Origin of the sequence: Actinomadura rugatobispora (assembly GCF_042656285.1) — a bacterium.
Lineage (GTDB): Bacteria > Actinomycetota > Actinomycetes > Streptosporangiales > Streptosporangiaceae > Spirillospora > Spirillospora rugatobispora.
Map to the genome: position 1 here is coordinate 1 of NZ_JBHSON010000135.1, position 25,119 is coordinate 25,119.

At 71.3% G+C, this 25,119-nt stretch carries 27 protein-coding genes; 11 read left to right on the forward strand and 16 right to left on the reverse strand.

What is annotated here, in order from left to right; all coding sequences use genetic code 11:
* The 3 genes from ACFPZN_RS51340 to ACFPZN_RS51350 form a co-directional block, all read right to left on the reverse strand.
* Positions 1 to 1,002, reverse strand: a 1,002-nt coding sequence (locus ACFPZN_RS51340; protein WP_378291763.1) for a hypothetical protein, incomplete at its 3' end; no start/stop codon positions are given.
* A 64-nt stretch (positions 1,003 to 1,066) separates the two neighbouring features.
* Entirely contained in the window at positions 1,067 to 1,711 is a 645-nt protein-coding gene (locus ACFPZN_RS51345) for a class I SAM-dependent methyltransferase (RefSeq protein ID WP_378291766.1), read from the reverse strand.
* 20 nt (positions 1,712 to 1,731) lie between these two features.
* Positions 1,732 to 2,118, reverse strand: a complete 387-nt coding sequence (locus ACFPZN_RS51350; protein ID WP_378291768.1) for a VOC family protein — start codon at positions 2,116 to 2,118, stop codon at positions 1,732 to 1,734.
* Between the two features lie 94 nt (positions 2,119 to 2,212).
* On the opposite strand from ACFPZN_RS51350, the gene ACFPZN_RS51355 reads away from it, so the two are divergent.
* Complete coding sequence (locus tag ACFPZN_RS51355; protein WP_378291770.1) at positions 2,213 to 2,929, forward strand: histidine phosphatase family protein; 717 nt, start codon at positions 2,213 to 2,215, stop codon at positions 2,927 to 2,929.
* Between the two features lie 17 nt (positions 2,930 to 2,946).
* Here the strand turns inward: ACFPZN_RS51355 and ACFPZN_RS51360 are convergent, their stop codons facing one another.
* Positions 2,947 to 3,180, reverse strand: coding sequence for an NAD-binding protein (locus ACFPZN_RS51360; protein ID WP_378291772.1), 234 nt, complete (start codon positions 3,178 to 3,180; stop codon positions 2,947 to 2,949).
* 130 nt (positions 3,181 to 3,310) lie between these two features.
* Between ACFPZN_RS51360 and ACFPZN_RS51365 the strand changes: the two genes are divergently transcribed.
* Entirely contained in the window at positions 3,311 to 3,454 is a 144-nt protein-coding gene (locus tag ACFPZN_RS51365; RefSeq protein WP_378291774.1) for a hypothetical protein, read from the forward strand.
* Positions 3,455 to 3,614: 160 nt separating this feature from the next.
* Here ACFPZN_RS51365 and ACFPZN_RS51370 read toward each other — a convergent pair whose 3' ends face one another.
* The 3 genes from ACFPZN_RS51370 to ACFPZN_RS51380 form a co-directional block, all read right to left on the reverse strand.
* Positions 3,615 to 3,854, reverse strand: a complete 240-nt coding sequence (locus ACFPZN_RS51370; protein WP_378291776.1) for an NAD(P)-binding domain-containing protein — start codon at positions 3,852 to 3,854, stop codon at positions 3,615 to 3,617.
* A 114-nt stretch (positions 3,855 to 3,968) separates the two neighbouring features.
* A complete protein-coding gene (locus ACFPZN_RS51375; protein WP_378291779.1) occupies positions 3,969 to 5,030 on the reverse strand; it encodes a phosphotransferase enzyme family protein in 1,062 nt (353 codons plus the stop codon).
* Between the two features lie 115 nt (positions 5,031 to 5,145).
* Positions 5,146 to 5,547, reverse strand: coding sequence for a nitroreductase family deazaflavin-dependent oxidoreductase (locus ACFPZN_RS51380; RefSeq protein ID WP_378291781.1), 402 nt, complete (start codon positions 5,545 to 5,547; stop codon positions 5,146 to 5,148).
* Positions 5,548 to 5,665: 118 nt separating this feature from the next.
* Here ACFPZN_RS51380 and paaI point away from each other — a divergent pair, with 118 nt between their 5' ends.
* Together paaI and ACFPZN_RS51390 are read left to right on the forward strand one after the other, a co-directional pair.
* Positions 5,666 to 6,097 carry a hydroxyphenylacetyl-CoA thioesterase PaaI gene (gene paaI / locus ACFPZN_RS51385; RefSeq protein WP_378291783.1) on the forward strand — a complete coding sequence of 144 codons (432 nt, stop codon included), beginning with the start codon at positions 5,666 to 5,668 and terminating at the stop codon, positions 6,095 to 6,097.
* 82 nt (positions 6,098 to 6,179) lie between these two features.
* The gene (locus tag ACFPZN_RS51390; RefSeq protein ID WP_378291786.1) at positions 6,180 to 7,022 is read left to right on the forward strand and encodes an LLM class F420-dependent oxidoreductase; all 843 of its coding nucleotides are present in this window, start codon (positions 6,180 to 6,182) and stop codon (positions 7,020 to 7,022) included.
* A gap of 340 nt (positions 7,023 to 7,362) precedes the next feature.
* On the opposite strand, the gene ACFPZN_RS51395 is transcribed toward ACFPZN_RS51390, so the two are convergent.
* Positions 7,363 to 8,256, reverse strand: coding sequence for a helix-turn-helix domain-containing protein (locus ACFPZN_RS51395; protein WP_378291788.1), 894 nt, complete (start codon positions 8,254 to 8,256; stop codon positions 7,363 to 7,365).
* 454 nt (positions 8,257 to 8,710) lie between these two features.
* Between ACFPZN_RS51395 and ACFPZN_RS51400 the strand changes: the two genes are divergently transcribed.
* Positions 8,711 to 9,025, forward strand: coding sequence for a hypothetical protein (locus ACFPZN_RS51400; RefSeq protein ID WP_378291790.1), 315 nt, complete (start codon positions 8,711 to 8,713; stop codon positions 9,023 to 9,025).
* Between the two features lie 588 nt (positions 9,026 to 9,613).
* Here the strand turns inward: ACFPZN_RS51400 and ACFPZN_RS51405 are convergent.
* Genes ACFPZN_RS51405 through ACFPZN_RS51415 form a run of 3 tightly spaced genes read right to left on the reverse strand, consistent with a single transcriptional unit; the run spans position 9,614 to position 12,125 of the window.
* Positions 9,614 to 10,444, reverse strand: coding sequence for an ABC transporter permease (locus ACFPZN_RS51405; protein ID WP_378291792.1), 831 nt, complete (start codon positions 10,442 to 10,444; stop codon positions 9,614 to 9,616).
* Positions 10,441 to 11,229 carry an ABC transporter permease gene (locus tag ACFPZN_RS51410; RefSeq protein WP_378291794.1) on the reverse strand — a complete coding sequence of 263 codons (789 nt, stop codon included), beginning with the start codon at positions 11,227 to 11,229 and terminating at the stop codon, positions 10,441 to 10,443. Before ACFPZN_RS51410 ends, ACFPZN_RS51405 begins: the two co-directional genes overlap by 4 nt.
* Positions 11,226 to 12,125: an ABC transporter ATP-binding protein gene (locus ACFPZN_RS51415; protein ID WP_378291796.1), complete on the reverse strand. Its 900-nt coding sequence runs from the start codon at positions 12,123 to 12,125 to the stop codon at positions 11,226 to 11,228. The genes ACFPZN_RS51410 and ACFPZN_RS51415 overlap by 4 nt, the downstream gene beginning before the upstream one ends.
* A 166-nt stretch (positions 12,126 to 12,291) precedes the next feature.
* On the opposite strand from ACFPZN_RS51415, the gene ACFPZN_RS51420 reads away from it, so the two are divergent.
* The 3 genes from ACFPZN_RS51420 to ACFPZN_RS51430 all read left to right on the forward strand — a co-directional run bounded on the left by ACFPZN_RS51420 (position 12,292) and on the right by ACFPZN_RS51430 (position 15,786).
* Positions 12,292 to 14,379, forward strand: a complete 2,088-nt coding sequence (locus tag ACFPZN_RS51420) for a histidine kinase (protein WP_378291799.1) — start codon at positions 12,292 to 12,294, stop codon at positions 14,377 to 14,379.
* Complete coding sequence (locus tag ACFPZN_RS51425) at positions 14,376 to 15,041, forward strand: response regulator (RefSeq protein ID WP_378291801.1); 666 nt, start codon at positions 14,376 to 14,378, stop codon at positions 15,039 to 15,041. The genes ACFPZN_RS51420 and ACFPZN_RS51425 overlap by 4 nt, the downstream gene beginning before the upstream one ends.
* Before the next feature lie 118 nt (positions 15,042 to 15,159).
* A complete protein-coding gene (locus tag ACFPZN_RS51430) occupies positions 15,160 to 15,786 on the forward strand; it encodes a DUF4291 domain-containing protein (RefSeq protein WP_378291803.1) in 627 nt (208 codons plus the stop codon).
* Between the two features lie 180 nt (positions 15,787 to 15,966).
* On the opposite strand, the gene ACFPZN_RS51435 is transcribed toward ACFPZN_RS51430, so the two are convergent.
* Positions 15,967 to 16,635, reverse strand: a complete 669-nt coding sequence (locus tag ACFPZN_RS51435; RefSeq protein WP_378291805.1) for a hypothetical protein — start codon at positions 16,633 to 16,635, stop codon at positions 15,967 to 15,969.
* 61 nt (positions 16,636 to 16,696) lie between these two features.
* Here ACFPZN_RS51435 and ACFPZN_RS51440 point away from each other — a divergent pair, with 61 nt between their 5' ends.
* A complete protein-coding gene (locus ACFPZN_RS51440) occupies positions 16,697 to 18,067 on the forward strand; it encodes an MFS transporter (RefSeq protein WP_378291807.1) in 1,371 nt (456 codons plus the stop codon).
* Positions 18,068 to 18,085: 18 nt separating this feature from the next.
* Here the strand turns inward: ACFPZN_RS51440 and ACFPZN_RS51445 are convergent, their stop codons facing one another.
* Both ACFPZN_RS51445 and ACFPZN_RS51450 read right to left on the reverse strand, forming a co-directional pair.
* Complete coding sequence (locus ACFPZN_RS51445; protein WP_378291809.1) at positions 18,086 to 19,009, reverse strand: hypothetical protein; 924 nt, start codon at positions 19,007 to 19,009, stop codon at positions 18,086 to 18,088.
* A gap of 321 nt (positions 19,010 to 19,330) precedes the next feature.
* Positions 19,331 to 20,614 carry a citrate synthase gene (locus ACFPZN_RS51450; RefSeq protein WP_378291812.1) on the reverse strand — a complete coding sequence of 428 codons (1,284 nt, stop codon included), beginning with the start codon at positions 20,612 to 20,614 and terminating at the stop codon, positions 19,331 to 19,333.
* Positions 20,615 to 20,761: 147 nt separating this feature from the next.
* On the opposite strand from ACFPZN_RS51450, the gene ACFPZN_RS51455 reads away from it, so the two are divergent.
* Positions 20,762 to 21,424 (forward strand): thiaminase II/PqqC family protein, encoded by a 663-nt coding sequence (locus ACFPZN_RS51455; RefSeq protein ID WP_378291814.1) that lies wholly within the window; start codon positions 20,762 to 20,764, stop codon positions 21,422 to 21,424.
* 54 nt (positions 21,425 to 21,478) lie between these two features.
* Here the strand turns inward: ACFPZN_RS51455 and ACFPZN_RS51460 are convergent, their stop codons facing one another.
* Positions 21,479 to 22,348 carry a serine/threonine-protein kinase gene (locus tag ACFPZN_RS51460; protein ID WP_378291816.1) on the reverse strand — a complete coding sequence of 290 codons (870 nt, stop codon included), beginning with the start codon at positions 22,346 to 22,348 and terminating at the stop codon, positions 21,479 to 21,481.
* A 116-nt stretch (positions 22,349 to 22,464) separates the two neighbouring features.
* Positions 22,465 to 23,304 (reverse strand): aldo/keto reductase, encoded by an 840-nt coding sequence (locus ACFPZN_RS51465; RefSeq protein WP_378291819.1) that lies wholly within the window; start codon positions 23,302 to 23,304, stop codon positions 22,465 to 22,467.
* Between the two features lie 202 nt (positions 23,305 to 23,506).
* On the opposite strand from ACFPZN_RS51465, the gene ACFPZN_RS51470 reads away from it, so the two are divergent.
* A complete protein-coding gene (locus tag ACFPZN_RS51470) occupies positions 23,507 to 24,286 on the forward strand; it encodes a hypothetical protein (RefSeq protein WP_378291821.1) in 780 nt (259 codons plus the stop codon).
* Positions 24,287 to 25,119: the final 833 nt, after the last annotated feature.

The following is a 25,119-nucleotide window of genomic DNA, read 5'->3' on the forward strand; positions in this document are numbered from 1 at the left end:
GGGCGTGCCGGCCGGGCGGATGCGCGCCGGGGCCGCGGGCTGCGCGCTCGCCGGTGAGGCGGACCCTCGCACGGAGGCGCCCGGGACGGCGCCCGGCGGGCCCGCCGGTCCGTTGGTGCCCGTGGCGGCGGCGGTGCGCATGGCGCGCAGCCGGCTGCCGAAGAGGCGTTCGGCGTCGTCCAGGCGGCTCAGCGCACGCTCGGCGGCCTCGCGCCGCTGCCCGCCGTCGGCCGCGCGGTGCACCTCCAGCTCCGCCGCGGCGGCCTCGGCCAGCGCGGCCGGCTCGACGGTGCCCACCGAGCCCCCGGTCGTGCCCGGGATGTTGGCGGCGAACCGCCACAGCAGCCGCTGCACGGCGGGCGAGGGCGAGGCGCCGCCGCGACCGGCGTGCTCGGCGATCCGGAGCGCGGCGGTGAGGAAGTCGGTGCGCGCGCTCAGCGGCCCGACCACCCGCTGCTCCAGCGGCCAGGTGCTCACGGTGATCAGGCCGCGGGCGGGCGCGAGCATGTCGGCGGTAAGGGCCGCGCACAGGTAGTAGGGGCGCGAGTAGGGCGAGGTGCGGAACGAGCGCTCCTCGTCGCGGCGCAGGCTGGTGAGCCGGCTCCCCGCGATCTCGCCGGGGAAGAACGCCGCGTACACCGACCCGATCAGCTTCGGCGCGGCCGGGACGCTCAGCAGCGTCAGCGCCTGGTGCACCTGCTCGCGAACGGGGACCAGCCCGCGTTCGCGCTCGGCGCCCCGTCCCGTGACGGCGCGCTCAGCGGCGCGGCGCTCCGCGGCGGGTCGATCCGCTGCGGGCTCGTCATCGGCCTCGGCGGGCTGCGCGGGGCCCTCGCCGAGGACCGCGTCGTCCCAGGCGTCCTCGGCGCGGCGCAGCTCGGCGCGCAGCGTCCGGGCGGCGGCGCGGTCGCCCCGCGCCATCGCCCGGCGTACCGAGGCGCGCAGTTCCGCGATGCGCGCCTCCAGCGCCTCGGGGCTCGGTACGCCGGGTGACGGGGACATGCGGGTGAGAGTACAGGAGCTTCCAGACACTTCCAGTGTTTTCCAGTTTCGCGCGTGGCGCGTGTCAGGCCGCGGGATCCTCGCCCGGCGGCTTGCGCCAGGTGACCGAGTAGCGCCAGAGCGCGTGCCGTTGGAAACGCGCGCCCGGAAGCAGGCGCTGGGACTCCTGCCGGACCTGCCCCCACGTCATGCCCGGCTCGGCCAGCGGCGCACCCGGCTCGCCCGCGCGCCTGCGATGGCGAAGCCGGTGGTAGTGGTGCACCGGCACGCCCGCGAGCGAGTACAGCAGGTCACCCGCCGACCCCGTCCGGGCCAGGCCGATGACGACCAGGGTCCCACGTGGACGCAGCAGTTCGCGCATCCTGGTGAGCGCCGCGCCGAAATCCATGTGATGGACCGTCGCGACGCTGCAGACGAAGTCGTACCCCTCCCGCGGCAGATCGTGCGAGAGCAGGTCGGCCTCGACGAAGCCGACGTTCGCCAGGTGCCCGCTCGCCTCCCGCGCCGCGGCGACCATCCCGGCGGACCTGTCCAGCCCCGTGACCTGCCCGGACCGCGCCGCCAGCCGCCGCACGAGCAGCCCGTCGCCGCACCCGGCGTCCAGCGCGTCCCGGCAACCGCGCGGCACGGCCCGCAGCACCAGGCCGTGGTAGTGCGTGTTGTGGTTCCAGTAGCCGCCGGCCGCGGGATCGGAGGCCGTCGCCGCCATGGGGTCCCTCCTCTGCGCCGTCACCGGCGCCGGTCGCGGCGGAGGGGGTGGTCCACCGGGATCTCCACGATAACGATCTTCACGCCGTCCGGGTCCTCGATCCACATCTCCACCAGCCCCCACGGCTCCACCCGCGGCTCCCGCAGGACGGTGACGCCCGCCGCCGACAGCCGGTCGTGCTCGGCCCGGACATCGCGCACCTGCAGCCAGATCATCGTCCCGCCGGTCTCGCCCGAACCGTGACCGGAGACCTCCAGGAACCCCGTGCCGATGAAGAACACCATGCCCGGGGCGTCCTCCGGGCCGAACTCCCGGTACACCGCCAGGCCCAGCACGTCGCGGTAGAAGCGTTGGGCGCGGCCCGCGTCGGCGGGCCGCAGCAGGATCCGGCTGCTCAGAATCTCCATGCGCCCCATCTTTCTACGGCGTCCGGCCCCGCCCTCCCGCGCGGTGCGGACCGGGGGTTCCGCGGGACGGCCCGCACGTGCCAGCCTGGTGCCCATGATCGAAACGGCGGGCGCGAGGACATGGCTGATCAGGCACGGGCAGAGCGAGTCGAACGCGGGACTGCCCACCGACGGACCCGGCGCCGCGCCGCTCACCCCACTCGGCCGCGCCCAGGCCGAGCGCGTCGCCGCCGCCTTCACCGAACCGCCCGCGCTGATCGTGAGCTCCTCGTTCGTCCGGGCCCGCGAGACCGCGCGGCTCACCAGGGAACGCTTCCCCGAGGTGCCCTACGAGGAGTGGCCCGTCCAGGAGTTCACGTTCCTGGGAAGCCTGCACGGCCCGCGCACGACCAACGCCGAACGCCGTCCCCACAGCCTCGCCTACTGGGAGCGCTGCGACCCCGGATACGTCAACGGCGGCGACGGCGAGTCGTTCAAGGACCTCATCGCCCGCACGCGCGACCTCGTCGAACGCCTCAACCGCCGGACCGGCGACGGTCTCGTGGCGGTCTTCACGCACGGCCTCTACATGCGCGCGCTCATCTGGTCGCTGTCCACGGGCGTCACCGCCCCGGACGCCGCGGCGATGGGCATGTTCCGCCATTTCCTGAGGGGCTGCTCCGTCCCCAACGGCGCCATCGTCGAACTCCGCGCGGACCCCTCCGCCCCGGACGGACTCCGCCAGCTCGCGGGCTCCTTCACCCACCTGCTCGAAGCCCCCCTCACCGACACCCCACCCGCCGACGCGCCGTCCACCGAAGCCGTCGGCTGAACCCCGTCGACCGCGCCTCAAGACGAGCCGGGCGCGGTGGCCTGGGCGGAGAAGCCGGCGAAGTAGGTGGCGGCCATGTCCTCGTCGCCGTGCCCCTGGTCGATCGCGCGGCGGAAGCGTTGGTTCGCGGCGTCGGTCATGTCCACCCGGATCCCCGCCGAACGCGCCGCCTCACCGATGAGGCGGGTGTCCTTCTCCGCGTTGCGCAGGGTGAAACTCGGCTCGAAGTCGCCGTCCCGGATCGCCTTCATCGGGTACTCCGACGAAACCCCCGGCTTCAATCTGCCGCCCACGGCGGATTTCAGGAACCCCGGGCGCGGTCTGCGGTCTCGGTGCTACCGTCTGTGATGCCTGGCCGGTGGAGACCGAGCTGGCCGGGTCATGCTGGTCGAGCGGCTGGAGTACAAGATCGATCCCGCGTTCACCTTGCAGCGCTGCTTGGCGTGCGGGACCCGGGACGTGGAGGCGCGCGAGAGCCAAGCGCGTTTCCGGGTGCGGGTCCTGCGGTTTCGCCTGCAATGCTGATGTGAACGCGGCACGCAAGATCGCACGCGGGCCTGGGCTCGTGTGCACGGCGGCCGGACCGGCCGTTGCTGCGCGGGGACGCTCCGGGTTGCCGGGGCGGACGAACCGCGAACCTCAACCTGTTGTCCTCCCCTGAGGTCACGGGTTGGAATCCCCTCGTTCACGAGGGGAGGAGGTCAACTTGGCCTGCAGGTAGACGCTGTCCTGGGCCGCCGGAGACCACCTCGGGGTCGTCGGCGGCCTCGGCCGGTGACCCCGCCACCGTGGCGCCGTCGGCCGCGAGCGGCTCGGCGCGCGAGCGCGTACGGTTCCAGACCCGGAGCTCGAACCCGTGCCGGAGCAGGTTGCGGGCCATCGCCGTGCCCATGATCCCGGTTCCCAGCAGCGCGACTGCGGTCATGATCGGTCCTTCCGTGCAGAACGGTTATGTACTGATTAGTCCAAATTGCGGAACGAACCTGCTCCTCCGGTCGTGCTCCCTTGAAGAGGAGGCGAAACGCGCCGGCGAGGACCGTCAGCCGTAGGCGGGGCTCTCCTCGGGCGCCTCGACCGGCGCCTCGGTGTACGGCGCGGCGAACACGTCCAGCGTGCGCTCCAGATTCGCCGACCACCAGCCCACCAGGGCCGCCGCCCGGACGCCCGTCGCCGGCTCCTCGCCCGAGCCCTCGTCGCCCACGTAGCGGTGCCGCAGCGGAGCGACGTCGCAGAGCCGCTCCCACCACTCCCGATGCACCGCGGCCTGGATCTGCCCCGCGTCCAGCGGGAACGCCGCGCGATGCCCCCGGATGAACGCCATCACCCGGTCGAGGTCGAGGCCGGGCTCGTCCTCGCACGCGAACAGCGCCGCCGCCGAGCGCACCAGTTCCCCGGCCACCGGACCCGTCGTCATCGCGCCCCAGCCGAGCACCGCCGTCACGTTCCCCGAACCCCCGTACCGCAGGTTGCCCTCGTGGAACGCGCCGTGCAGATGGCCGACCGTGCTCACCTCGATCTCCGGCGGCTGGTGGTCGGCCAGCTCGGTGAGCAGCGCCCGCCGCTCGCGCAGGCGCCGCTCGGAGAGCGCGGCGAAGTCGTTGCCGTCGCCGGGCAGCCCGGCGAGCATCCCGTCGATCGCCGCCACCGCGTCGGCGGCGCGCGGCGTCGGCACCAGCAGGCTCTGCTGGACGGGCGCGGTCAGCCGGTCCATCGCCGCGTGCAGCTCACCGAGGAGCCCGCCGAGCCGTTCGCACTGGCCGAAGGTGAGCTCCAGGCCGCCGCGCCGCCGTCCCTCCACCCACGGGAACAGCGCGAACCCGCGCCCGCCCGCCGTGACCAGCGTCCGGCCCCCGCGCACCGCCGGAACGGGCGCCAGCACCGGAAGCCCCGCCGCGTCCAGCGCCGCGGTCACCTCGTGCTGGAACGCCGCGCGGCGGCGGCCGCCCTCCCCGTACTCCTTCAGGAAGAACGACCCCGAACCGGTGTCGGCCCGCCAGCGGCGGGGCGCGATCGGCGCCGGCGGCGCCGGATCGGCGATACCCCAGCGCTTCAGCAGGCGCGGCGGCGGATCCCCGCCGTCGGCGCTCCGTGACGTCGGCACCTCAGCACCCCGGTGGCTTCTGGACGGTCGAACGCGTGTTCCCACCGACGCTACACGCCCCCGCCCTTCCCGTGAAAGAGAACCACGCGAACAGAGGCGGGAGCGCCGCGGGCGGTCAGACCCGCTCGAGGATGACGACCGGGATCTCCCGCTCGGTCTTGGTCTGGTACTCGTCGTACGCCGGCCAGGTCGCGGTCATCTTCTGCCAGAGGCGCGCCTTCTCCTCCGGGGTCGCCGTGCGCGCGCGGGCGCGGAACTTCTCGGCGCGCACCTGCACCTCGACATCCGGGCTCGCCTGCAGGTTGAGGTACCAGTCGGGGTGCGCGTCATCGCCCCCCTTGGACGCCACCACGACGGGGTTCTCGTCGTCCCACTGGTAGATGAGCGGCATGGTGTACTGCTTGCCGCTGCGCCGGCCCGTCGTCGTGAGCAGCAGCGTCGTGGTGCCCTGCCAGTCGTGGCCCTCCGCTCCGTCCGTCTCGCGGTAGCGCTTGACGTGCTCTTGCCCAAACAGCATCGAGATCCCTCTTCTCCGATGTATCAAACGTCCACGGGTCTCCACATCAACCGCGGCCCCTGCGAGGACCTTCCCGCGTTCGCAACGATCAATACGGAACGATCACTACGCTGAACCGATGAGCTCTGCCGACGAGGTGGCGCGACGCTGCGCCGAGACCCTGCGCGAACGCGACCGGGTGGCGGCCGACCTCGGCATGGAGGTCACCGGCGTGGCCCCGGGACGGGCGCGGGTCCGCATGACCGTCACCCCCGCGATGGTCAACGGCCACGGCCTCGCCCACGGCGGCTACCTGTTCCTGCTGGCCGACTCCGCCTTCGCCTACGCCTGCAACACCCACGACCGCGTCACCGTCGCCGCGGCCGCCGACATCGTCTTCGCCGCCCCCGCCCACGACGGCGACGTACTGGAGGCCTCCGCCGCCGAACGCCTCCGCTTCGGCCGCGGAGGCGTCTACGACGTCACGGTGCGGAGAGTCTCCGACGGCACCGTCATCGCCGAGTTCCGAGGCACCGGCCGCAGCCGCGACCGTCGCGTCCTGCCGGATTGAACCCGCCCCCCGGGGAAGGGAATGACGCGCGGGAGCCGCCGGGTTGTCGCGGGGGACGGAAATCGATCAACAGGAGGCACGCATGGATCTCGGCCGGTTGGGCGTGTGGAACATCGGCATCCGCGCGGGGGACGCCGGGCGCAACAGGGAGGCGGCCGCCGAACTGGAGGAACTCGGCTACGGCGCGGTGTGGCTGGGCGGCAGCCCGGCCGTCCAGGAGGCGGCCCCGCTGCTGGAGGCGACCTCGCGGCTGGCCGTGGCCACCGGCATCCTCAGCATCTGGGACCACGAGCCCGAGGCGGTCGCCGAGCAGACCGCCGCGCTGGAGAAGGCCCATCCTGGCCGGTTCGTCCTCGGCCTCGGCGCCAGCCACGGGGCGCTGGTGGGGGAGCGCTACACCCGCCCGTACAGCGCCATGATCGACTACCTGGACCGGCTGGACACCGCGGGCTCCCCGGCCGACAGGCGCGTCCTGGCCGCGCTCGGCCCGAAGATGCTGGCCGCCTCACGCGACCGCGCCGCCGGGGCCCACCCGTACCTCATCACCCCCGAGCACACGCAGAAGGCCCGCGAGGTCCTGGGGGAGGGCAAGCTGCTGGCCCCGGAGGTCAAGGTCGTGCTCGAACGCGACCCCGACCGCGCCCGCGCGACGGCCCGCGCCCACCTGGAGATGTACCTGCGCCTGCCCAACTACACCAAGAACCTGCTGCGGCTCGGCTTCTCCGAGAACGACCTGACCGGCGGCGGCAGCGACCACCTCATCGACTCCGTGTTCGCCTGGGGCGACCTGGACGCCATAGCCCGCCGCGTCACCGAGCACTTCGACGCGGGCGCCGACCACCTCCCCCTCCAGGTGATCACCTCCACCCCCCAGGACGTCCCGCTGCCCCAGTGGCGCGAACTGGCCCCACTGGCCAAGAACTAAGGGACGAGACTGGACCCCCGGGCAGGCTTCCCCGGGGCATGCCTTGCAAGGCATGCCCCGGGGGATGGCCCATGGCGATGGAATGTGAACGCGGCCCCCGATCTTGTCGCCCCGCACGGGCGACCGGGCGCCGGGCGGTCAAGGCCACCGGGCCGCCGTTTCACGGAGCGTGACGAATTCTGACAACGTGAATTCGCTTGGCCGGATGCGGCGGTCAGATCCCAGGCATTCCCTCTACCTGGGCATTCGCGTCAGCGCGAGAACCTCATGCTCTGTATCGCCCAACAGCGTTCCGCCCGCGACGGGCCCATGATCACGCACCGGCGCGTCCGTCCGGCGGTCAGAAGTCGGCGAGCACCCGCTCCAGGAAGTTCACGGTGTCGTCCGGACGCGTGGCCGCGATGCAGAGGTTGTTCATCGCCCGCATGTAGGTGTCGACGTCCGTGGGCTTGTCCAGGTAGAGCGCGCTGGTCAGCTGCTCCATGAACACCACGTCCGACAGGCCGGGCTCGGCGAACCGCAGGATGGTGAACGGGCCGCCCACCGCCGCGTGCTCCAGCGCCCCGAACGGCACGATCTGCAGGGTGACGTTCGGCAGCGCGGTCATCTCGATCAGATGCCGGATCTGCCCCCGCATCACCTCGCGGCCGCCCAGCGGGCGGCGCAGCACCGCCTCGTCCAGCACCGCCCACAGCGTCGGGGCGTTGGGCCGGCTGAAGCGCTCCTGCCGCGTCATCCGCAGGCCGACGCGGCGCTGCACGTCCTCATCGGCGGCGTCGGTGTAGCCGAGCCGTACGACCGCGCGGGCGTAGTCCTCGGTCTGCATCAGCCCCGGGATGAACTGCACCTCGTAGGTGCGCAGGAGGGACGCGGCGCCCTCCAGGCCGAGGTAGGTCTCGAACCAGCCGGGCAGCACGTCGCCGTACTGGTGCCACCAGCCAGGAGTGTTGGCCTCCTTGGCCAGCTGCAGCAGCGCCTCGCGCTCCTCGGGGTCGGTGACGCCGTAGATCGTCAGCAGGTCGGCGACGTCCCGCTCCTTGAACCCGACCCGACCCAGCTCCATCCGGCTGATCTTCGAGTGCGAGCCGCGGATCTCGTAACCGGCCTCCTCGGTCGACAACCCGCGCGCCTCGCGCAGCCGGCGAAGCTGAGCGCCGAGCAGGACGGTCGGCCCGCCATGGCGCGGGTAATCGAGGAGCCGGCCTCCGGCCGAAATACTCTCGGCCGACGACATCTGTGCAGCTGAATCCTGGGGCAAGGGGTCACCAGCCAGTCGACGGGACCGTTCACAGGGCGGAACGGCACTGCAACATGCTAGAGGATCGGGGCCCGTATTTGGGAAGTGTGAAAATTTCAGCCTCGGCGAGGGCGGCGAGCCGTGGTAAAGAGCGGGCGGTCACGCCTGGTCACCTGTGCTGCGTGGGGCCGAGGTCGACGTCCGCAGTCTATGGGGTCGACTGTGGCTCCGCAGGTAGTTTGCCAGACAACGCGCGAACGGGCACGCGGAGTGACGCGTGATGAAGCTCTCGCCGGAACCGGCAAACGCCGCGAACCGCTACCAAGTCTTTATCTACGGAGGGCTCAGTCCGCCCGTCGCGCTCCTTCCGCACGCGCGACGGGGCGGCCACCGCGCGGCGCGCCGCTCCGTGCGGGGCCCTCCGGTGAAGAGATCGCAGATTGGGGGAATCATGCATTCGACCGTTCATGAACTGCCAGAAGTCCGTTTCCTCACGTCCGGTCGCGTCACCGAGGACGAGCGCGCCGCAGCGGAGCACGCCCTCCGCACGGCCCTCCAAGGTGTGCGCGGCTCGATCGCCTCGGCCGGGCTGACGCTGAGCGTCGTCGCCGACGAGGCGCTGCCACGTCCCGCGCTCGTCCAGACCGTCGTCGAGATCGACGGCCGGAAGGTCCGCGCCCAGGCCGCGGCCCGTACCCTCCCTGAGGCGATCGCCCTGCTACGCGACCGCCTCACCGTCCGAACCTCGCATCTACGAACCACCTGACCCACGCGGTTCCGTGACCAAGACTCCCGCGCCACTGCCTGGACGGGAAATATGGCCACAGGCGGACGTCCTTAACCCCGAACGGATCAGGCCGAATTTCGTCCAGCCAAGGCCCCGAACGACCCGCAGACCGTTGGGATAAGCCCGGAGCAGGCGCACCGCCGTTCCGACGGCGGTATGGCCGGCACGCCGAGCAACTGTGGCCCCTGTAAGGCGGTTGGAGGCACCCGTTCCGATAGAGGTCCGGGCGTCCTGCACGCGGTGTGCAGGCCGGACTCGCGTGCTCGGCGGCTTGGACTGCCCTGCTGGCGGCAGCCTGAACGTGGCAGACGGGCCGGGCTCGCTGGGCAACTGGGGTGTGCCCGTGTGCGGGGGACGACTCGGGCTGTCGTTCGTCCGAGGCCGCGCGGCTCAGACTGCCGGGTAGTTGGGCTGCGTCCGCGTACTCGGCGGCAAGGCGGCCAGGTCGCGGCATCGTGAGGCGGGAGTGGTCCCTTCGGGCGCGTTGGCTGCGCCTGGGCAGACGGGGGAGAGGCCCGCCTGCCCAGGCGGCTGGGGTGGGGCGTTGTGCGGAGCGCGGCCCGCTGGTCAGGCGTCGCGGCGGTTCAGGACGAAGGCGGCTGCGCAGACCGGCAGGACCGCGTACGCCACCGCCACCGCCACGGCGGCGACCGGAGGGAGCAGGTCGCCGTAGACGGAATGGGTGTTGCCTCCACCCACGATCTGCTCCGGCAGTGCGTCCGGCATGAACGACGAGACCCGCTTGTCCCACGGGGCGGGCAGGAACCCGGTGAAGATCGGCAGCATGTACCAGGGGAGCACGAGCCCGACGATCGCGCCCGCCGTTGAGCGGAGGAGGGCCGCCAGCCCGAGCCCCAGCAGCGCGTACACCACGACCATCGAGCCCCTGGCCAGCAGTTCCGGGAGTTCCTGCGCGACGGCCGTCCGGTGACCGGGGATCGGCCGGTCGCCGACGATCAGGCGTTCGGTGAAGAAGGACGCCAGCGTGACCGCGTTGCCGACGGCCAGCGCGAGCGCCGCGAGGACCCCGGCCTTGGCGGCGAGTATGGCGGGACGGCGCGGCATGACGGCCAGCGTCGTACGGATCATCCCCGTCCGGTACTCGGAGGTGACCTGCAGCACCCCGAGCACGCCCAGGCACAGTGCGGCCGCCCAGGACACCAGGGCCGCGGGCCCGGTGAACGCGAAGCGGGTACGGCGCTCGGGGGAGAGGCCGTCCCAGATCGCGGTCGTCTGCCACGCCAGCAGCACTCCCAGCAGCAGGAACACCAGGACGACACCCAGCACCACCTGGGTCGAGCGGACCGATCGGAGCTTGAGCCATTCGGCCGCCGCCGCGTCCGGCAGTGCGAGTCCCTTGCTCGTGCGCGGCGCATGCGCCTCCGTCGTGACGGTCATGAGTCCCTCCGTACGAATGAGAAGGCGCCGATCGCGAGCGCGACGATCGCGTACGCGGCCAGGACGGCGGAGGCCGCCGCAGGTGACAGCACGCCCAGATCCTGGGACGCACCCGGCGCCGCCACGATCTGGAAGGGGAGCATGAGCGGCAGCACCGACAGGAGCCGTTCGCCCCACGGAGCCGGCACCAGGTTGGCGACCTGGGGCAGGACGGCTACGAGCACGATCACGACCGTCAGCGTCCCGGCGGTGGACCGCAGCACTGCGCCCGTCCCGCACGTCACCAGCGCGATCACCGCCGCCGCCGCGCTCAGCGTGAGGAGGTGCGGCACCTGCTCGCCCACGGACGGCTCGAACGTGGAGATCGGCCGATCCCCGACGATCAACCGTCCCAACGCCAGGGCGACCGACAAGCCCACCAGCGCGGTCACCAGCGTGACCGTGGCGGCCACCGCCGCCTTGGCCGCGAACAGCAGCCCCCGGCGGGGCACCACGGCCAGGCTGGTACGGATCATCCCGGTCGCGTACTCCGAGGTCATCGCGAGGCCGCCGATGACCGCCGCGCAGATCGGCAGCGCCAGCACCAGCGGCTGGACGGCGGGTGCCATCGTGGCGATGGCCTGCTCTTCGGACGTCATCTCATCCCAGGAGCTCGCCGCGAACCACGACCAGAGGCCGCAGAGCAGTACGAAAAGGACGACCACCCCGAGGGTGCGGAACGTCGACCGGACGGAGCGCAGCTTCAGCCACTCCGACGCGAACACATGAATAGGGAGTGCGTTCATGAGGCGCGGTACTCCGTGCTTCCGGCGGTCAGTTCCATGTACGCGTCCTCGAGCGAGGCGCTGCGCGGCGTCACCTCGTACAGCGGGATGCCCTCGGCCGCCGCCAGGTCGCCGATCGCGTCCACCTCCAGGCCGTGCACCGACAGCTCCCCGCCCGCGCCCGCGTCCACCGTCGCCCCGGCCGCGACCAGGACCGCCGACAGTTCCGGTGCGCGCGGCGACCGCACGAGCACGCCCTGCCGGAACCGGTCCGCGAGCTCCCGCACCGACGTGTCCGCGATCAGCCTGCCCCGGCCGATCACGACCAGCCGGTCCGCGGTGAGCGCCATCTCGCTCATGAGATGGCTGGAGATCAGCACCGTGCGGCCCTCGGCGGCCAGCGACCGCATCAGCTCGCGGATCCAGCGGACGCCGTCGGGGTCCAGGCCGTTCACCGGCTCGTCGAACATCAGCACCCCGGGATCGCCGAGGAGCGCCGCCGCGATCCCGAGCCGCTGCCGCATCCCCAGGGAGAACCCGCCGACCCGTTTCCGGGCCACACCGGCCAGCCCGACATGCTCCAGCACCGCCGTCACCCGGCTCACCGGGATCCGGTTGCTGCGCGCCATCCACCGCAGATGGTCGAACGCGCTGCGCCCGCCGTGCGCGGCGTTCGCGTCCAGCAGCGCGCCGACCTCGTGCATTGGACGGCGCAGCTCGCGGTAGCGGCGGCCGTTCACCAGCGCCGTACCGGACGTGGGCGCGTCCAAGCCCAGCAGGACCCGCATGGTCGTGGACTTCCCGGCCCCGTTCGGGCCGAGGAACCCGGTGACCGTCCCCGGCCGCACCCCGAACGACAGGCCGTCGACCGCGACGGAACGCCCGTACCGCTTGGTCAGCTCGTGTATTTCGATCATGTCGTCAACGGTCCCGGCCCGGCCCGTCCGGCACATCGGAGCGGGGACGGGACCTCCCCCTACGCCCTCGGTCCGACCGCGCCCGGCCGCCGGGACCGTTCTCCTACCCAGGGATGACATGCCACGGCCGGAGGCGCCACCCGGCCTGGGCATATACCGTCTGAACGTGGACGATCCCGAGCTGCGCCCCCTGCTGGTCCGGCGGCTCGACCGGCACCAGCTGATGGGCCTGGACGCCTGCGCCGCACTGGCGTACACCTTCCTGATGCTGGTGCTGACCGCCCGGCGCGACACCCACGTGGTGCCGCCGCCCGTGGAGTTCCTGGCGGTGCTCCTGGTCGGGCCGCCGCTCGCGGTCAGGCGCCGATGGCCGTCCCGGGTGCTGGCCCTGGTGCTGACCATGTCGATCGTGGCGACGTTCGTGCTGCGGCTCCCCGGCGACTCCTTCCTCGCCGCGGCGTATGCCCTCTACCCGGTGGCCCTGGCGAGCCGCCCGCGCCGCTGGATCCCCACCCCCTTGATCGGCACGTTCAGCGGTTTCGTCATCATCCTCGGCCCCTTGGCGGGGCCCCGGGACGCGGTCATCGGCCTGATCGGCGGCCTGCTGTTCAGCCTGGCCGTGCTCGGCGCCTCCTGGACGATCGGCCGCGCCGTCCGCGAACGCCGCAAGTACGCCGCCCAGTCAGCCCGCCAGCTCACCGACCAGGCCGTCGCCGACGAACGCCTCCGCATAGCCCGCGAGCTGCACGATGTCGTCGCGCACAGCATGAGCCTCATCGCGGTCAAGGCGGGTGTCGCCGTCCACGTGGCGGAGGCCCGCCCCCAGGAGGCCTTGGACGCCCTGCGCGTCATCGAGACCACGAGCCGGAGCGCCCTCACCGAAATGCGTCACCTCCTGGGCGTCCTACGCACCGCCCCGTCGGATCCTCCCTATCCCCCTTTCCCGACCGCCCACCAGGTCCCCGCCGACAACCCCCCGCCCGGGCAGAACCCCGAGAGCAAAGCATTCCAACCGTCCACCCCCCACAGCCACGCTCAAAACCCCACCCGCAACCACCTCCAAGGCCCCGCCCGCGACCACGCTCAAGACCCCGGCTGCGGCCACCTCCAAGGCCCCGCCCGCGACCACGCTCAAGACCCCGGCTGCGGCCACCTCCAAGGCCCCGCCCGCGACCACGCTCAAGACCCCGGCTGCGGCCACCTCCAAGGCCCCGCCCGCAGCCACGCTCAGGAGCCCGCCCGCGGCCACGTCCAAGCCCCCGCCCGCGACCACGCTCAGGAGCCCGGCTGCGGGCACGTCCAAGGCCCCGCCCGCAGCCACGCTCAGGAGCCCGGCTGCGGGCACGTCCAAGGCCCCGCCCGCAGCCACGCTCAGGAGCCCGCCTGCGGCCACGTCCAAGGCCCCGCCCGCAGCCACGCTCAGGAGCCCGCCTGCGGCCACGTCCAAGCCCCCGCCCGCGACCACGCTCAGGAGCCCGGCTGCGGGCACGTCCAAGGCCCCGCCCGCAGCCACGCTCAGGAGCCCGCCTGCGGCCACGTCCAAGCCCCCGCCCGCGACCACGCTCAAGGTGCTGACTGCGGCCACGCTCGGGAGCCCGCATGCGGCCGCGTCCAAGGGGTTGCCCGCGGCCATGCTCAAGAGGCCGAGCGCGGCCACGTCCAAGGTGCCGAGCGCGGCCACGCTCAGGAGCCCGAGCCCGAGCGTGGCCGCTTCCAAGGGGCTGACCGTGGCCATGTTCGAGGGGCCGTCCGCGGCCATGCTCAGGGGGCGGAGCGTGGCCATGTCCCAGGGGCCGACCTTGGCCACGCTCATGCGGTGGGTCTACAGGCGCTCTCCGGACTGACCGAGAACGAGCTTGCACCCGTCCCGGGACTGGCCGGAATCCCCAGGCTGGCGGACACCGCCGCGATGGCCGGTGTACGGGTCGACCTTCGGCTCCGCGCGGGCGAGCTGCCCGAAGGGGTGGCGCTCGCGGTCTACCGGATCGTCCAGGAGGCGCTGACCAATGTCGTCAAGCACGCGGCCCCGGCGCGCAGCCGCGTCGTCGTCGAGCAGGACGAGCGGGAGGTGCGGATCGAGGTGACCGATGACGGGCCCGGCGTCCGGGTGCTGCCGGGGGCGACGCCCGGCCACGGCGTGATCGGCATGCGGGAGCGGGCGATGATGTACGGCGGAGAGCTCACTGCCGGCCCTCGTCCCGAGGGGGGCTTCGCGGTGCGGGCCCGCCTGCCGTACGACCGGAGTGCTTCGTGACCGAACCCGTCCGTGTTCTTATCGCCGATGACCAGGTGCTTCTGCGCGGCAGCCTCCGCGTGCTGCTCGAGACGACCCCGGGATTCGAGGTCGCGGGCGAGGCGGGCGATGGCGCCGAGGCGGTCGACCTGGCAGCCCGCACCAAGCCCGACGTCATCCTGATGGACGTGCGCATGCCGGAAATGGACGGCATCGAGGCGACCCGCCGCGTGTGCTCCGACGCCCCCGCCGTCCGCGTGCTCATCCTCACCACCTTCGACCTGGACGCCTACGTCTACGCCGCACTGCGCGCGGGGGCCAGCGGGTTCCTGCTGAAGGACACCCTTCCCGCCGACCTCCTGGCGGCCGTCCGGGTCGTCGCGTCCGGCGAGGCGCTCCTGGCCCCGACCGTGACCCGCCGCCTGATCGCCGAGTTCGCGAGCCGTCCCGAAACCTCCGCCCCGCCCGTCCGCGAGCTGGAGGCCCTGACCAGCCGCGAACGCGAGGTCCTCGCCCTCATCGCACGCGGCCTCTCCAATACCGAACTGGCCGCCCACCTCCAGTTGAGCGTCGCGACCGTGAAGACCCACATCGGTCATCTCCTGGCCAAACTCCACGCCCGGGACCGAGCCCAGCTGGTCATCGTCGCCTACGAAACCGGCCTGGTCCGCCCCCGCCCCTGAGACCCGGCGACATCGCCCGACATCGACGATCAAGCGCATCCCCGCCGGAAAACCACTTGATCGTCTGCCGCTCGACGCCCGACGGTGGGTACCGCCCACTTCCCGGACGAGGAGCCCGATGAGGCAGATCCGCGCCGAGTTCGATCGCGACTCGATCACGGTCTACCAGGCGTACAGCCCCCAGATCGGCGTGCCCGCTGTGGAGCACGGCCGTTTCGTGCCCCCGTTCTCGCGTGGCCGGATGACCTGGATCAAACCCTCCTTCCTGTGGTTGATGGCGCGCAGCAACTGGGCCCGCAAGCCCGGGCAGGAGATGATCTTGGCGGTCCGGATCACGCGTGCGGGCTGGGAGGAGGCCCTGGCCGAGGCCGTTCCGACGGATCCCGACCGGAAGATCTTCGCGGGCAGTGACGAGTGGCGGGCCCGCTTCGCCGAGGCCCTGGTCCATGTCCAGTGGGATCCGGAACGCACGCTGCGCGGGCAGAAACTCGAGGCCAGAAGCATCCAGATCGGGTTGAGCCGCCACATCGTCGATCGCTACGTCGACGAGTGGACCCTCGCCATCGAGGACCGGACCCCGCTGGTCCGAAGGATCCATCGGCTCCTCCAAGACGGGCAGACCGCCAAGGCCAAGCACCTTCTTCCACCCGAACGCCCGTACCCCCTTTCTCTACATCTGGCCCGTACGGTGGCCGCCGATGCTCCCGCACCAGGCGGCCACCATGCGGACCCTCGGAAGGCCTAGGGCTTTGTTCAAAGCCCCGGCCCATGGCGCTTGCCTGGCAGCTCACCCCTAACCGGTCCTGTGAGGGCGCGGCATCGCTCCGCGATCTGGCGGGTGACGCTCGCCTCCGGCATCGCGCCACCGCCCAGGTAACGCGCTCGCGCGGGACCTGAGGGCACTTCGAGGCAGGCCCTAGGACCTTTACGTGCTCTCGGCCGGGTCGCCAAGCGTGAGGACCAGGCGCCTGGTGAATCCGCCCCGTTCGACCGCCTTGCCCGCACGGAGGCGTTCCAGGTCCGCCGGGGTGAGGCCGTGCAGCGCGGCGAGCGCGTGGACGACTTCCAGGATGTCGGCCAGTTCGGACGGATCCCCGGCCGCCACGTACTCGCCGACTTCCTCGTACAGCTTCGTGCGGAGCAGGGCGCCGTACTCCCCGTCGCGGGCGGTGCGGGCCCGCGGGACTCCGCCGTGCTTCTGGATGATCTCGGGGATCCGATCGCGGACCAGTTTCTCGAAGGATCCACCGGCCTCCTTCGTCCGGTGGGGAGGCATCCCGGCGCGGCGATCGAGGGACTGGATCCACTTCACCGCCACGGCGGCCGTCTGGACCAGTTCGGTGCGCAGGTGGACGGCGTCGGATTCGGCCAGGGCCTCGAAGAACTCCTCGGCCAGGATGTGCCGCCAGGTCAGCTCGCCGCGTTGTGCGGCCGCGGCGCACTCCTCCTTGGCCTCCCGCGCCCTGGGTGCATACGCCGCCCCGGTCCCGTCGGAGAACTCCTGCACGCCCCAGAGCCGATCCTGCGCCGCGCGCTCGGCGGCGACATCGTCCAGCACACGCTGCAGCGAAGCGGCTGTCTCGTCGTTCTCCATGGCGCACGACGGTAGCCCCTCGCATCTTCCGCCACCGGGCCGAAACAGGTTCTAATAACGCATGCCCACCGCCCCCCTTCCCCGCTCCTTGCGCATCGGCTACGGCCTCGGATCGTTCTGCGCCGGAACGTTCAGCACCGTTCCGGGACTGCTGCTCCTCTACTACATGACCAACTCCCTCGGCGTGCCCGCCGGGCTGGCGGGGCTGGCGGTCTTCCTGCCCAAGGCATGGGATCTGGTGGTCAACCCGGTCGTGGGGCGCTGGTCGGATCGCACGGTCTCCCGTATGGGCGCCCGCAGGCCGTGGCTGCTCGCGGGCGCGGTGGTGCTTCCGCCCACGTTCGTCATGACCTTCGCGGGCAGCCCGGTGACCGGGGCGACGGCGGCGCTCTACGTGGGCGGATGGTTTCTGCTCGCCGCCACGGCCTACGCGCTGTTCGAGGTGCCGTACAAGGCGATGCCGGCGGAGATGACCGACGACTACCACGAGCAGTCGACGCTGCTGACCTGGCGGATGGGCTTCCTGGGACTGGCGATCCTGCTGGCGGGCGGGCTGGCGCCCGCCCTGGTGAACATCGACGGCGGGGAGCCGACGCTCGGCGGCTACCGGTTGATGGCCATGGTCATCGGGACGGTGGTGCTGCTCGCGATGGTGGCCACCTTCTTCGGGACCGCCAGGGCACCCCACATCGACCGGGCCGAGACCGAGCACGTCACCGTGCGCGCCCAACTGGCCGCGGCGCGCGGCAACCGCCCCTTCATGCTGCTGCTGGGACTCAGTTGCGCGCAGATGCTGGCCGTGGGGATCATGCTCGCCGGCTCCCCCTACTTCGCGTCCTACATCCTGGAGGACACGGGCGCGATCACCACGATGTTCCTGGCGCTCATCGGCCCGATGATCGTGATCATGCCCGTCTGGGTGCGGGTGTCCCGCAGGTTCGACAAGCGCGGCGGCATGCTGGCCGCCAGCCTCCTGTTCATGATCGGCGGGATGTCGCTGTCGGCCACCCCGGCGTTCGGGGAGGTGTACGCGCACGGCTGCGTCATGCTCACGGGGATCGGCTACGCCGGTCTGCAGTTGCTGCAGTTCTCGATGCTGGCCGACACCCTCATCTACGACGAGCTGCGTTCGGGCAAGCGCCGCGCCGGGGTCTTCACCGGGCTCTGGACGGCCGCCGAGACCGTGATGATGGCCTTCGGCGCGCTGGTGCTGGGCTGGATCCTGGCCGCGTCCGGCTTCGTCTCCTCCCAGCCGGACGAGCCGGTCTCCCAGCCCGACAGCGCGATCGACGCCATCCTCTTCGGTGGTGCCCTCGCCCCGGCGCTGCTGCTGTCCATCGCCATCGCCTGCACGTTGCAGTACGACCTTTCGGCAGAGCGCCTCAACGCCCTGCGCAAGTCGCGCGACGCCACCGTCGCGGATCCGGCCTGAGCCCATCGGAGTCCCCGATCAGCCCGCGTCGGAGCGGACGGCGTCCCGGCCGCAACTGAGCAGGTCGTACAGGACGGGCGGCAGGTCGTCCCAGAGCCATTCGTTCAGGGTGCCCGGGAAATCCTCCGGGGGACCCACGCCCAGAAGGCAGGGGCCGCTGGGAGTGAGCTGGACGGGTACGGGCTCGTCGGCCCAGATGGGGTCGCGCACACCCCAGTAGCCGCCGAAGTCGCCCCCGGTGAGGGACAGCACCCGGGGGAAGGTGTGACCGCCCGGCTGGTTGGCCATGGGCAGTAACCGTTGCGCCGTCGTCCGCAGGATGTTGAGGGCGGCGAGGTCGTGGGGGCAGGAGACCTGTGTCATCTGCAGCTCGGGAAGGCCGAAACGGGTCAGGCCCCGGGTGGTGAGCCCGACGCAGGCGCAGCCGTCGACCTCGTCATCGGAGGTCGTGCAGCGGCCGTCGTCGCGGTACGGCGGGAGCCAGGCCCCCAGCCAGTCGTCCGCGAGGCGGAAGGAGGACGGTTCGCGGGAACGCGCGGACAGGATCTGCCCAGTGTCGAGGTCGACCGGGACGCCGGCGAGATATTCGGCGATGCACCTGGCGACGGCACGCGCGAGACGCATGCCGTACGGCCGGTCCGTGGACGGTAGAGCCGCGGTGACGCCGATGTGGTGGGCGGCGTCGAGCGCGAGGCCCTCAAGCCCGGGGTCGTCCTCGTCGCCGACGACGAGGGCGTGGTCGAGGCGCCAGGGGGAGTGGGCGGCGGGATAGGAGGTGATGGCGAGCTGCGGAGTGCCGAGCCGCTCGATCGCCTCCAGCGCGAACGGGGCCGCCAGCCGGCGGAGGGCGGGCAGGGGCAGCTCGCCGGGAGCCTGATCGGCGGCGATGACGAAGCACGAGGTGGTCTGGTCGGGCACGGTGAAGCTGATGGACTCGGACATGACAGGGTCTCCTCGGGCCGTTGCGGGACGACTCGTCCAGGCTGGCCGGGGGAGGCGGGCAGAAGTAGTAGAACCGGATTCTGTGGAAAACCCGGCGCGGATGATCAGAAGGCGGCGGGCGGCCACGCGAGGGCCGACCGCCCGGCGGTACGCGAGACCAGTGCTGGGGGCCGTTGCCTCTGAGGGGTTCGTCTGGCGCCCTGGAAAATGCGATCGGGACCGGATGCGGAGGAGTTCCTCTGCATCCGGCCCCGACGGCGTGACGTTCGCCCCCGCGCCCGGTTCGGCGGCGGTTCGCTCGGTGGGCGTGGGGCGCGTTCCTTAGCGCGAGCCCAGATCCACGTAGTGGCGCTCGCTCGGGCCCACGTACACCTGACGCGGGCGGCCGATCTTCGTGTTGGGGTCGTTCATCATCTCGCGCCACTGGGCGATCCACCCGGGGAGCCGGCCCAGGGCGAACAGGACCGTGAAGGCGTTGGTGGGGAAACCCATCGCCTTGTAGATGACGCCGGTGTAGAAGTCGACGTTCGGGTACAGCTTGCGCTCGATGAAGTAGTCGTCGTTGAGCGCGACCTCCTCCAGGCGCATCGCCAGGTCGAGCAGGGGGTCGGACTTCCCGAGCGTGTCGAGGACCTGGCGGGTGGCCTGTTTCACCACGGCGGCGCGCGGGTCGTAGTTGCGGTACACCCGGTGGCCGAAGCCCATCAGCTTGACGCCGGGCTCCTTCTTCTTGACCCGCTCCACGAAGGAGTCGACGTTGTCGTCGCTCTCGTGGATGCGCTCCAGCATCTCCAGGACGGCCTGGTTGGCGCCTCCGTGCAGCGGGCCGAACAGCGCGTCGACCCCCGCCGAGATGGACGAGAACAGGTTGGCGTGGCTGGAGCCCACCAGCCGCACGGTGGACGTGGAGCAGTTCTGCTCGTGGTCGGCGTGCAGGATGAACAGCATGTCCAGGATCCGCACGATCTCCGGGTCGACCTCGTACGGCTGGGTGGGCAGCCCGAAGGTCATCCGGAGGAAGTTCTCCACGTACCCGAGGGAGTTGTCCGGGTAGAGGAGAGGCTGCCCGATGGAGGTCTTGTACGCGTAGGCGGCGATCGTCGGGAGCTTGGCGATGAGCCGGATGCTGGACCGGTCGACCTGCTCGGCGTCGAAGGGGTCCAGGCTGTCCTGGTAGAAGGTGGACAGCGCGCTCACGGCCGAGGAGAGCACCGCCATCGGGTGGGCACGACGGGGGAAGGCGGAGAAGAAGGCCCGGAACTTCTCGTCCAGGAGCGTGTGGTTGCGGACGGCGTCGCTGAACGACCAGAGCTCGTCGGCGGTCGGAAGCTCCCCGTAGATCAGGAGGTAGGCGACCTCCAGGAAGGACGACTTCTCCGCCAGTTCGTGGATGGGGTAGCCGCGGTAGCGCAGGATCCCCGCGTCACCGTCGATATAGGTGATCTCCGATGTGGTGGACGCGGTGTTGGTGAACCCTGTGTCCAGGGTGACATGGCCCGTCTCCTTGAGCAGGCTGCCAATGCCGAGGCCCGAGGGGCCCTCGGTGGCCTGCGTCACCTCGAGGGGCATTCGGCCGCTCGCATGGTTGAGCTCGAAATCGGACATACTCTCTCTCGCTCCCAACTCCGTCCACACCCGCGTAGACGTTCCGATCCTCATCGTATCCACGCGATCATGCAGCTTGATCCTGGGGTTGCCCGAGGTTGACAGGGGTGCTTGACGGCGGGGCGGGGCAGATGCTGCGGTGGGTGGATGGGAGACCGACCGGCCAGGGAACTGGCGACGCGCGCGCGTGAGGAGATCTCGGCCGCGGCCACCGGCAACCGGTTCCTGGACCTGCTCGAGGCGGGTGCCGTGCCGCGTGAACGCCTCGCCTGGCTCGCGGGGGAGGAGTACCGCATCGTCGGGAGCGACCGGCGCAGTTTCGCGCTGCTCGCCTCCCGCTACCCGGAAGCCCCCGCCGGCGAGATGTTCCTGTCGCTGGCTCAGGGCGAGACGCAGGCGCTCACCCTCCTCCAGGACTTCGCGGCCGCGCTGGGGCTGAGTGAGAAGGATCTCAACACGTACGAGCCCCGCCCCATGGCGCAGGCCTACCCGGCCTTTCTCGCACAACGTGCCGCATTCGGCACCGCGGGCGAGGTCGCCCTGGCGATGCTGGCCAACCTTGAAGAGTGGGGCGCTTACTGCGGCCGGGCCGCCGCGGCGCTGCGTGCTCGGTACGGCCTGGACGAGGCCGCCGTGGGCTTCTTCAGCTTCTTCGCCGAATCTCCACCCGGCTTCCCTGAACGGGCCGTCGCCGTCATCGCCGCAGGGCTCACCTCAGGCGAAGACCCGGAAGAGATGGTGCGAGCCGCGCGGCTCCTCCACGCTTACGAGACGGCCTTCTGGGACACCCTCGCGGAGGGGCTTTCCTGACGGGAGCCCGAGTTCCAGGGTTCACGAAGGACGCGCACCGCGGCCCTCCAGGGGTCAGTACGTCGAGGGCAGTATGGCTGTGGCCTCGGTCACGGTCTGTTCATGTTCCCCGATCAGGGTCGCCACGGCCGCAGGCAGCCACTCCTCGCCGTAATGCGCATCGAGCAACGTCGACAGGGCCGTGAGGACCTGTTCTGGGGAAGGCCGCTCGTTGGCCTCCTTGGAAAGGCACCGGGTCACCAGGCCCCGCATCGGATCGGGCAGGTCGGTGAGGTCGGGCTCCCCGTACACGATGCGGCCGCGCACCTTCCGGCCGGAACCGAACGGAGCCCTGCCGATCGCCGCGTACACCAGCGTGGCACCGAGGGAGAAGACATCGCTTGAGGGTGTGACGGTTTCGCCCAATGCCTGCTCCGGGGACATGTACGCGGGCGTGCCCAGGATCTGGGACCGCGACAGAGGCACGGCGTCGAGGGGACGGGCGATGCCGAAGTCGATGACGCGAGGACCGTCCGCAGCCAGCAGCACGTTGGACGGTTTCAGGTCCCTATGAACGATCCCGACCCGGTGAATGGCGATGAGCGCTTCCGCCAGGCCGGCCCCAAGACGGCACGCCGCCTGCTCTGGAAGCGGCCCCTTTTCCGTTACGGCCGCGGAGAGGCTGACGCCGTTGATGTACTGCGTCGCCAGCCAAGGGTGATCGGCGTCCGGATCGGCATCCACCACGGGCGCGGTGTAGAAGCCGCTGACCGACTGTGCGGACACCACCTCGCGCCGGAAACGCTCCCTCCAGTGGGGATCGTCCAGCAGCTCGGACCTGATCACCTTCACGGCCACGAGCCTTCGGCTGGGAGAGCTCGCGAGAAACACCTGCCCCATACCGCCCTCGCCCAGTTTGGCCGCGACCCGGTAAGGGCCGATCATCTGAGGGGCGTCTGGGGGCAGAGGCTGCATGGGCACCGATTCCGATCGCGACAGGGAGGCCGTCTAATGGTGCCACGTACCAGGCTTCACACCCGCTCCGAACCCTTTCCGAGCCCTCAAGTCCAGGGAAGAGCGGCCCGTTCCTCCCAGTAGCGCTCCGGCGCGACGACGAGGGACGCCAGGGCCTCCTGATCGGAGGCGTCCAGTGCAAGGTCGAGCGCTTCCAGATTGGAGGCCAGTTGGGCAGTGCTCACCGCTCCGATCAGAACGGTGTCGGCCCAAGGCCGGCTCAGTGCCGCCGCCAGAGCGACGGCATCCGGCCCGGCGCCATACCTGCTCGCGACCCGCCGCACGGGCTCGGCCGGGTCAACGGCAAGACGGCCATTGGCCAGGGCCTCTTTCACGAGCACGTGGGCGCCGGCATCGTGGGCCTCACGGAGGGCGTCGCCCACTGAAGGCTCCAGTAGGTTCCACGTGGACTGAACCGTGCTGAACAGGCGCCGCCCGTCCACTTCCAGTTCCAGGGCCTGCCGAACGGCGTCGGCCTGGCGCGGCCCAGACGTCGAGAACCCGAGCCTCACACCGTCCCCGGCGATCTCCGAGAGCGCGTTCTGCAACGCCTTGTCGCCGAACAACGGGCTGTCAGCCGTGAGGGAGTGCACCTGGTAGACGGCCACGCCGTCCCCCAGGAACCGCCTGGTCTCCGCGTACTGTTCGCGGAAGCGTTTGAGGCTGTGCTCCTTGACCTCGTGGACGTCGGCGTCCAACCGCCATCCGCCCACGTACGCGTAACCCCACTTGCTGGACACGGTGACGTCGTCGTGGCCGCGCTCAGCCAGCCAGCCGCCCAGGAACTCCTCGGACTTCCCGTAGGAGCGCGCCGCGTCCACCCAGCGGACTCCGGCCCGGTAGGCCGCGTCCAGGACGTCCCAGGTCGCCTTCCGGAGGTCGTCCACCCCGCGCTCCGGCGGCAAGTCCTCCGCACGGCCAACATTGATGTACGCGGGCCGTCCCAACGCGGCCAGCCCCAGCCCCAGACGTCGAACAGCAGTCATGCCCCCACTCTCGCACGCGGGTTTTCCACAGAATCCCGTTCTACTATCGCGGTCACGCTGCGTCGAGAACGATATTGCCGTACGTATCCGCGAGCAGAAAGGCATGATCATGGAAACCGACAGCAATCTCCGGGTCGATCTGGGCGTTCGCCAGCTGGCCGCCCGCCTGGGACTCGCCGACTGGCAGCTGCGGCTGGCCCGCGGGCACGGCCTGATCCCCGAGCCCGACATGAACGGCCGGTGGTCGGCAGAGCTGGTCGAGCGATGCCAGGGCGACAAAGCGCGGATCATCGCGGCCTTCGGAGACCAGCCGCCGATCGGCGCCGGCAAGGCCGCCGAACTGCTGGCGGTGCGGGTGCGCCTGGACGTCGAGCGCGCCGACGTCGAGGTCCTGGTCGCCCGGGGCGAGCTCAGGGTGGTCGGCCGCTACCAGCAGTATCCCGTCTACCTGGTCCACGAGGTGGAGGCGCTCGCCGACCGGGTCGCCGAGGTCGTCGCCGCACGCAAGGGCCCACTGCTCGACCGCGTCGAGGCCAAGGGAGCCGCGCTCGTCCTCGGCTGGCCGAAAGGCGTCTTCGGCCGCATCGCGGCCGAACGGGCCCTGCCCACCGACCAGCTCTCCCGCTATGCCCTGGCCGATGTACGCGCCCTGGCCGCCGACACCGACCTGACCGCGCGAGTCCACGCCGAGTGGCACGACCAGGCGGTGGCCCAGGCCCGCCGCAACGAGCAGCGCTACGCAGACACCCTGCGCAAATGGATGCTGCACTGCAGCGCCTACCTCGACCGGGCCGCCGAGACGCCGCCCAACCCCGCAACCGCCACCCGCGCACTACGCGCCCTCACAACCGCCCGCTCCACAGTCAACGCGCAAGCCGCGTAGCCCCCAGCACCATCCTTCGCTCCGGACGCAATGCGCTTCACCCAGATTCCACCCAGCGCCGCCCGGAACCCTTACGAACCACGCCGCCCGGACACCCGTGTCGCCAACGAGCTTGCAGGCGACGCTGCATCCAGCCGGACCAGCATGCCGGCGACCATGGACGGCACCTTCTGCGGAAGCACCCCGGAGAGCAGGCGGTGGGACGGCCCCCGTCGCTGCCCGCCACGGCCTCCCGGACGCCCTCGTCGCAGCGGGCTCCCATCTCGGAGGTGATAACTGAACCCGACGCCGAGCACCAGTAGCGCCACAGCCCGCAGCCGAGCGGACCAACGCACAGAACACCGCCCGCAACGCTGCCCGCCGATGCTCATCGGCCAGCCGCCGTCCCCGACTCCTGTCCAACCCGATCATGCGCCCGCAACGACCCCAGCCCGCGACCAAGTCCAAAAATGCCCTCACAAACGATGCAGCAACCACCGCCACCCCGTCAGCGCTGTCGTCCGAGCCGGGGATGCGGCGGGGGACGCCGCCGGTGGGGGCGAGGTTGCCGGGGGCGTCGGGCTGCGGGGCCGTACATGGGTTGGGTCAGCCACCGTTGAATTACAGATCGTGGGAGCCAGATAGACCAAAGCGGTAAGAACGCCGCGCGGCGTTACAAGTGTCCCGACCCGAAAGCCGCGCCGCTCATGCGCGCCGGATCGTCGCCGCCGCGGGGACTGTACGGTTTTCGGTGTAACTCCTGATCATGGAGTGACACATGACAACCGGAACGAGCACGGAGGCTGTGGTGGCCGAGTCCGACAAGCCGACCACGGCCGCGGTCGAGCAGGAGC

What these genes read in the sequence shown, in the direction of transcription:
- ACFPZN_RS51345 (WP_378291766.1), bottom strand. Translation starts at nt 1,711, where the DNA reads ATGGCGGCGACGGCCTCCGATCCCGCGGCCGGCGGCTACTGGAACCAC.
- ACFPZN_RS51350 (WP_378291768.1), bottom strand. Translation starts at nt 2,118, where the DNA reads ATGGAGATTCTGAGCAGCCGGATCCTGCTGCGGCCCGCCGACGCGGGC.
- ACFPZN_RS51355 (WP_378291770.1), top strand. Translation starts at nt 2,213, where the DNA reads ATGATCGAAACGGCGGGCGCGAGGACATGGCTGATCAGGCACGGGCAG.
- ACFPZN_RS51360 (WP_378291772.1), bottom strand. Translation starts at nt 3,180, where the DNA reads ATGAAGGCGATCCGGGACGGCGACTTCGAGCCGAGTTTCACCCTGCGC.
- ACFPZN_RS51365 (WP_378291774.1), top strand. Translation starts at nt 3,311, where the DNA reads ATGCTGGTCGAGCGGCTGGAGTACAAGATCGATCCCGCGTTCACCTTG.
- ACFPZN_RS51370 (WP_378291776.1), bottom strand. Translation starts at nt 3,854, where the DNA reads ATGACCGCAGTCGCGCTGCTGGGAACCGGGATCATGGGCACGGCGATG.
- ACFPZN_RS51380 (WP_378291781.1), bottom strand. Translation starts at nt 5,547, where the DNA reads ATGCTGTTTGGGCAAGAGCACGTCAAGCGCTACCGCGAGACGGACGGA.
- paaI (WP_378291783.1), top strand. Translation starts at nt 5,666, where the DNA reads ATGAGCTCTGCCGACGAGGTGGCGCGACGCTGCGCCGAGACCCTGCGC.
- ACFPZN_RS51390 (WP_378291786.1), top strand. Translation starts at nt 6,180, where the DNA reads ATGGATCTCGGCCGGTTGGGCGTGTGGAACATCGGCATCCGCGCGGGG.
- ACFPZN_RS51395 (WP_378291788.1), bottom strand. Translation starts at nt 8,256, where the DNA reads ATGTCGTCGGCCGAGAGTATTTCGGCCGGAGGCCGGCTCCTCGATTAC.
- ACFPZN_RS51400 (WP_378291790.1), top strand. Translation starts at nt 8,711, where the DNA reads ATGCATTCGACCGTTCATGAACTGCCAGAAGTCCGTTTCCTCACGTCC.
- ACFPZN_RS51405 (WP_378291792.1), bottom strand. Translation starts at nt 10,444, where the DNA reads ATGACCGTCACGACGGAGGCGCATGCGCCGCGCACGAGCAAGGGACTC.
- ACFPZN_RS51410 (WP_378291794.1), bottom strand. Translation starts at nt 11,229, where the DNA reads ATGAACGCACTCCCTATTCATGTGTTCGCGTCGGAGTGGCTGAAGCTG.
- ACFPZN_RS51415 (WP_378291796.1), bottom strand. Translation starts at nt 12,125, where the DNA reads ATGATCGAAATACACGAGCTGACCAAGCGGTACGGGCGTTCCGTCGCG.
- ACFPZN_RS51430 (WP_378291803.1), top strand. Translation starts at nt 15,160, where the DNA reads ATGAGGCAGATCCGCGCCGAGTTCGATCGCGACTCGATCACGGTCTAC.
- ACFPZN_RS51435 (WP_378291805.1), bottom strand. Translation starts at nt 16,635, where the DNA reads ATGGAGAACGACGAGACAGCCGCTTCGCTGCAGCGTGTGCTGGACGAT.
- ACFPZN_RS51440 (WP_378291807.1), top strand. Translation starts at nt 16,697, where the DNA reads ATGCCCACCGCCCCCCTTCCCCGCTCCTTGCGCATCGGCTACGGCCTC.
- ACFPZN_RS51445 (WP_378291809.1), bottom strand. Translation starts at nt 19,009, where the DNA reads ATGTCCGAGTCCATCAGCTTCACCGTGCCCGACCAGACCACCTCGTGC.
- ACFPZN_RS51450 (WP_378291812.1), bottom strand. Translation starts at nt 20,614, where the DNA reads ATGTCCGATTTCGAGCTCAACCATGCGAGCGGCCGAATGCCCCTCGAG.
- ACFPZN_RS51455 (WP_378291814.1), top strand. Translation starts at nt 20,762, where the DNA reads ATGGGAGACCGACCGGCCAGGGAACTGGCGACGCGCGCGCGTGAGGAG.
- ACFPZN_RS51460 (WP_378291816.1), bottom strand. Translation starts at nt 22,348, where the DNA reads ATGATCGGCCCTTACCGGGTCGCGGCCAAACTGGGCGAGGGCGGTATG.
- ACFPZN_RS51470 (WP_378291821.1), top strand. Translation starts at nt 23,507, where the DNA reads ATGATCATGGAAACCGACAGCAATCTCCGGGTCGATCTGGGCGTTCGC.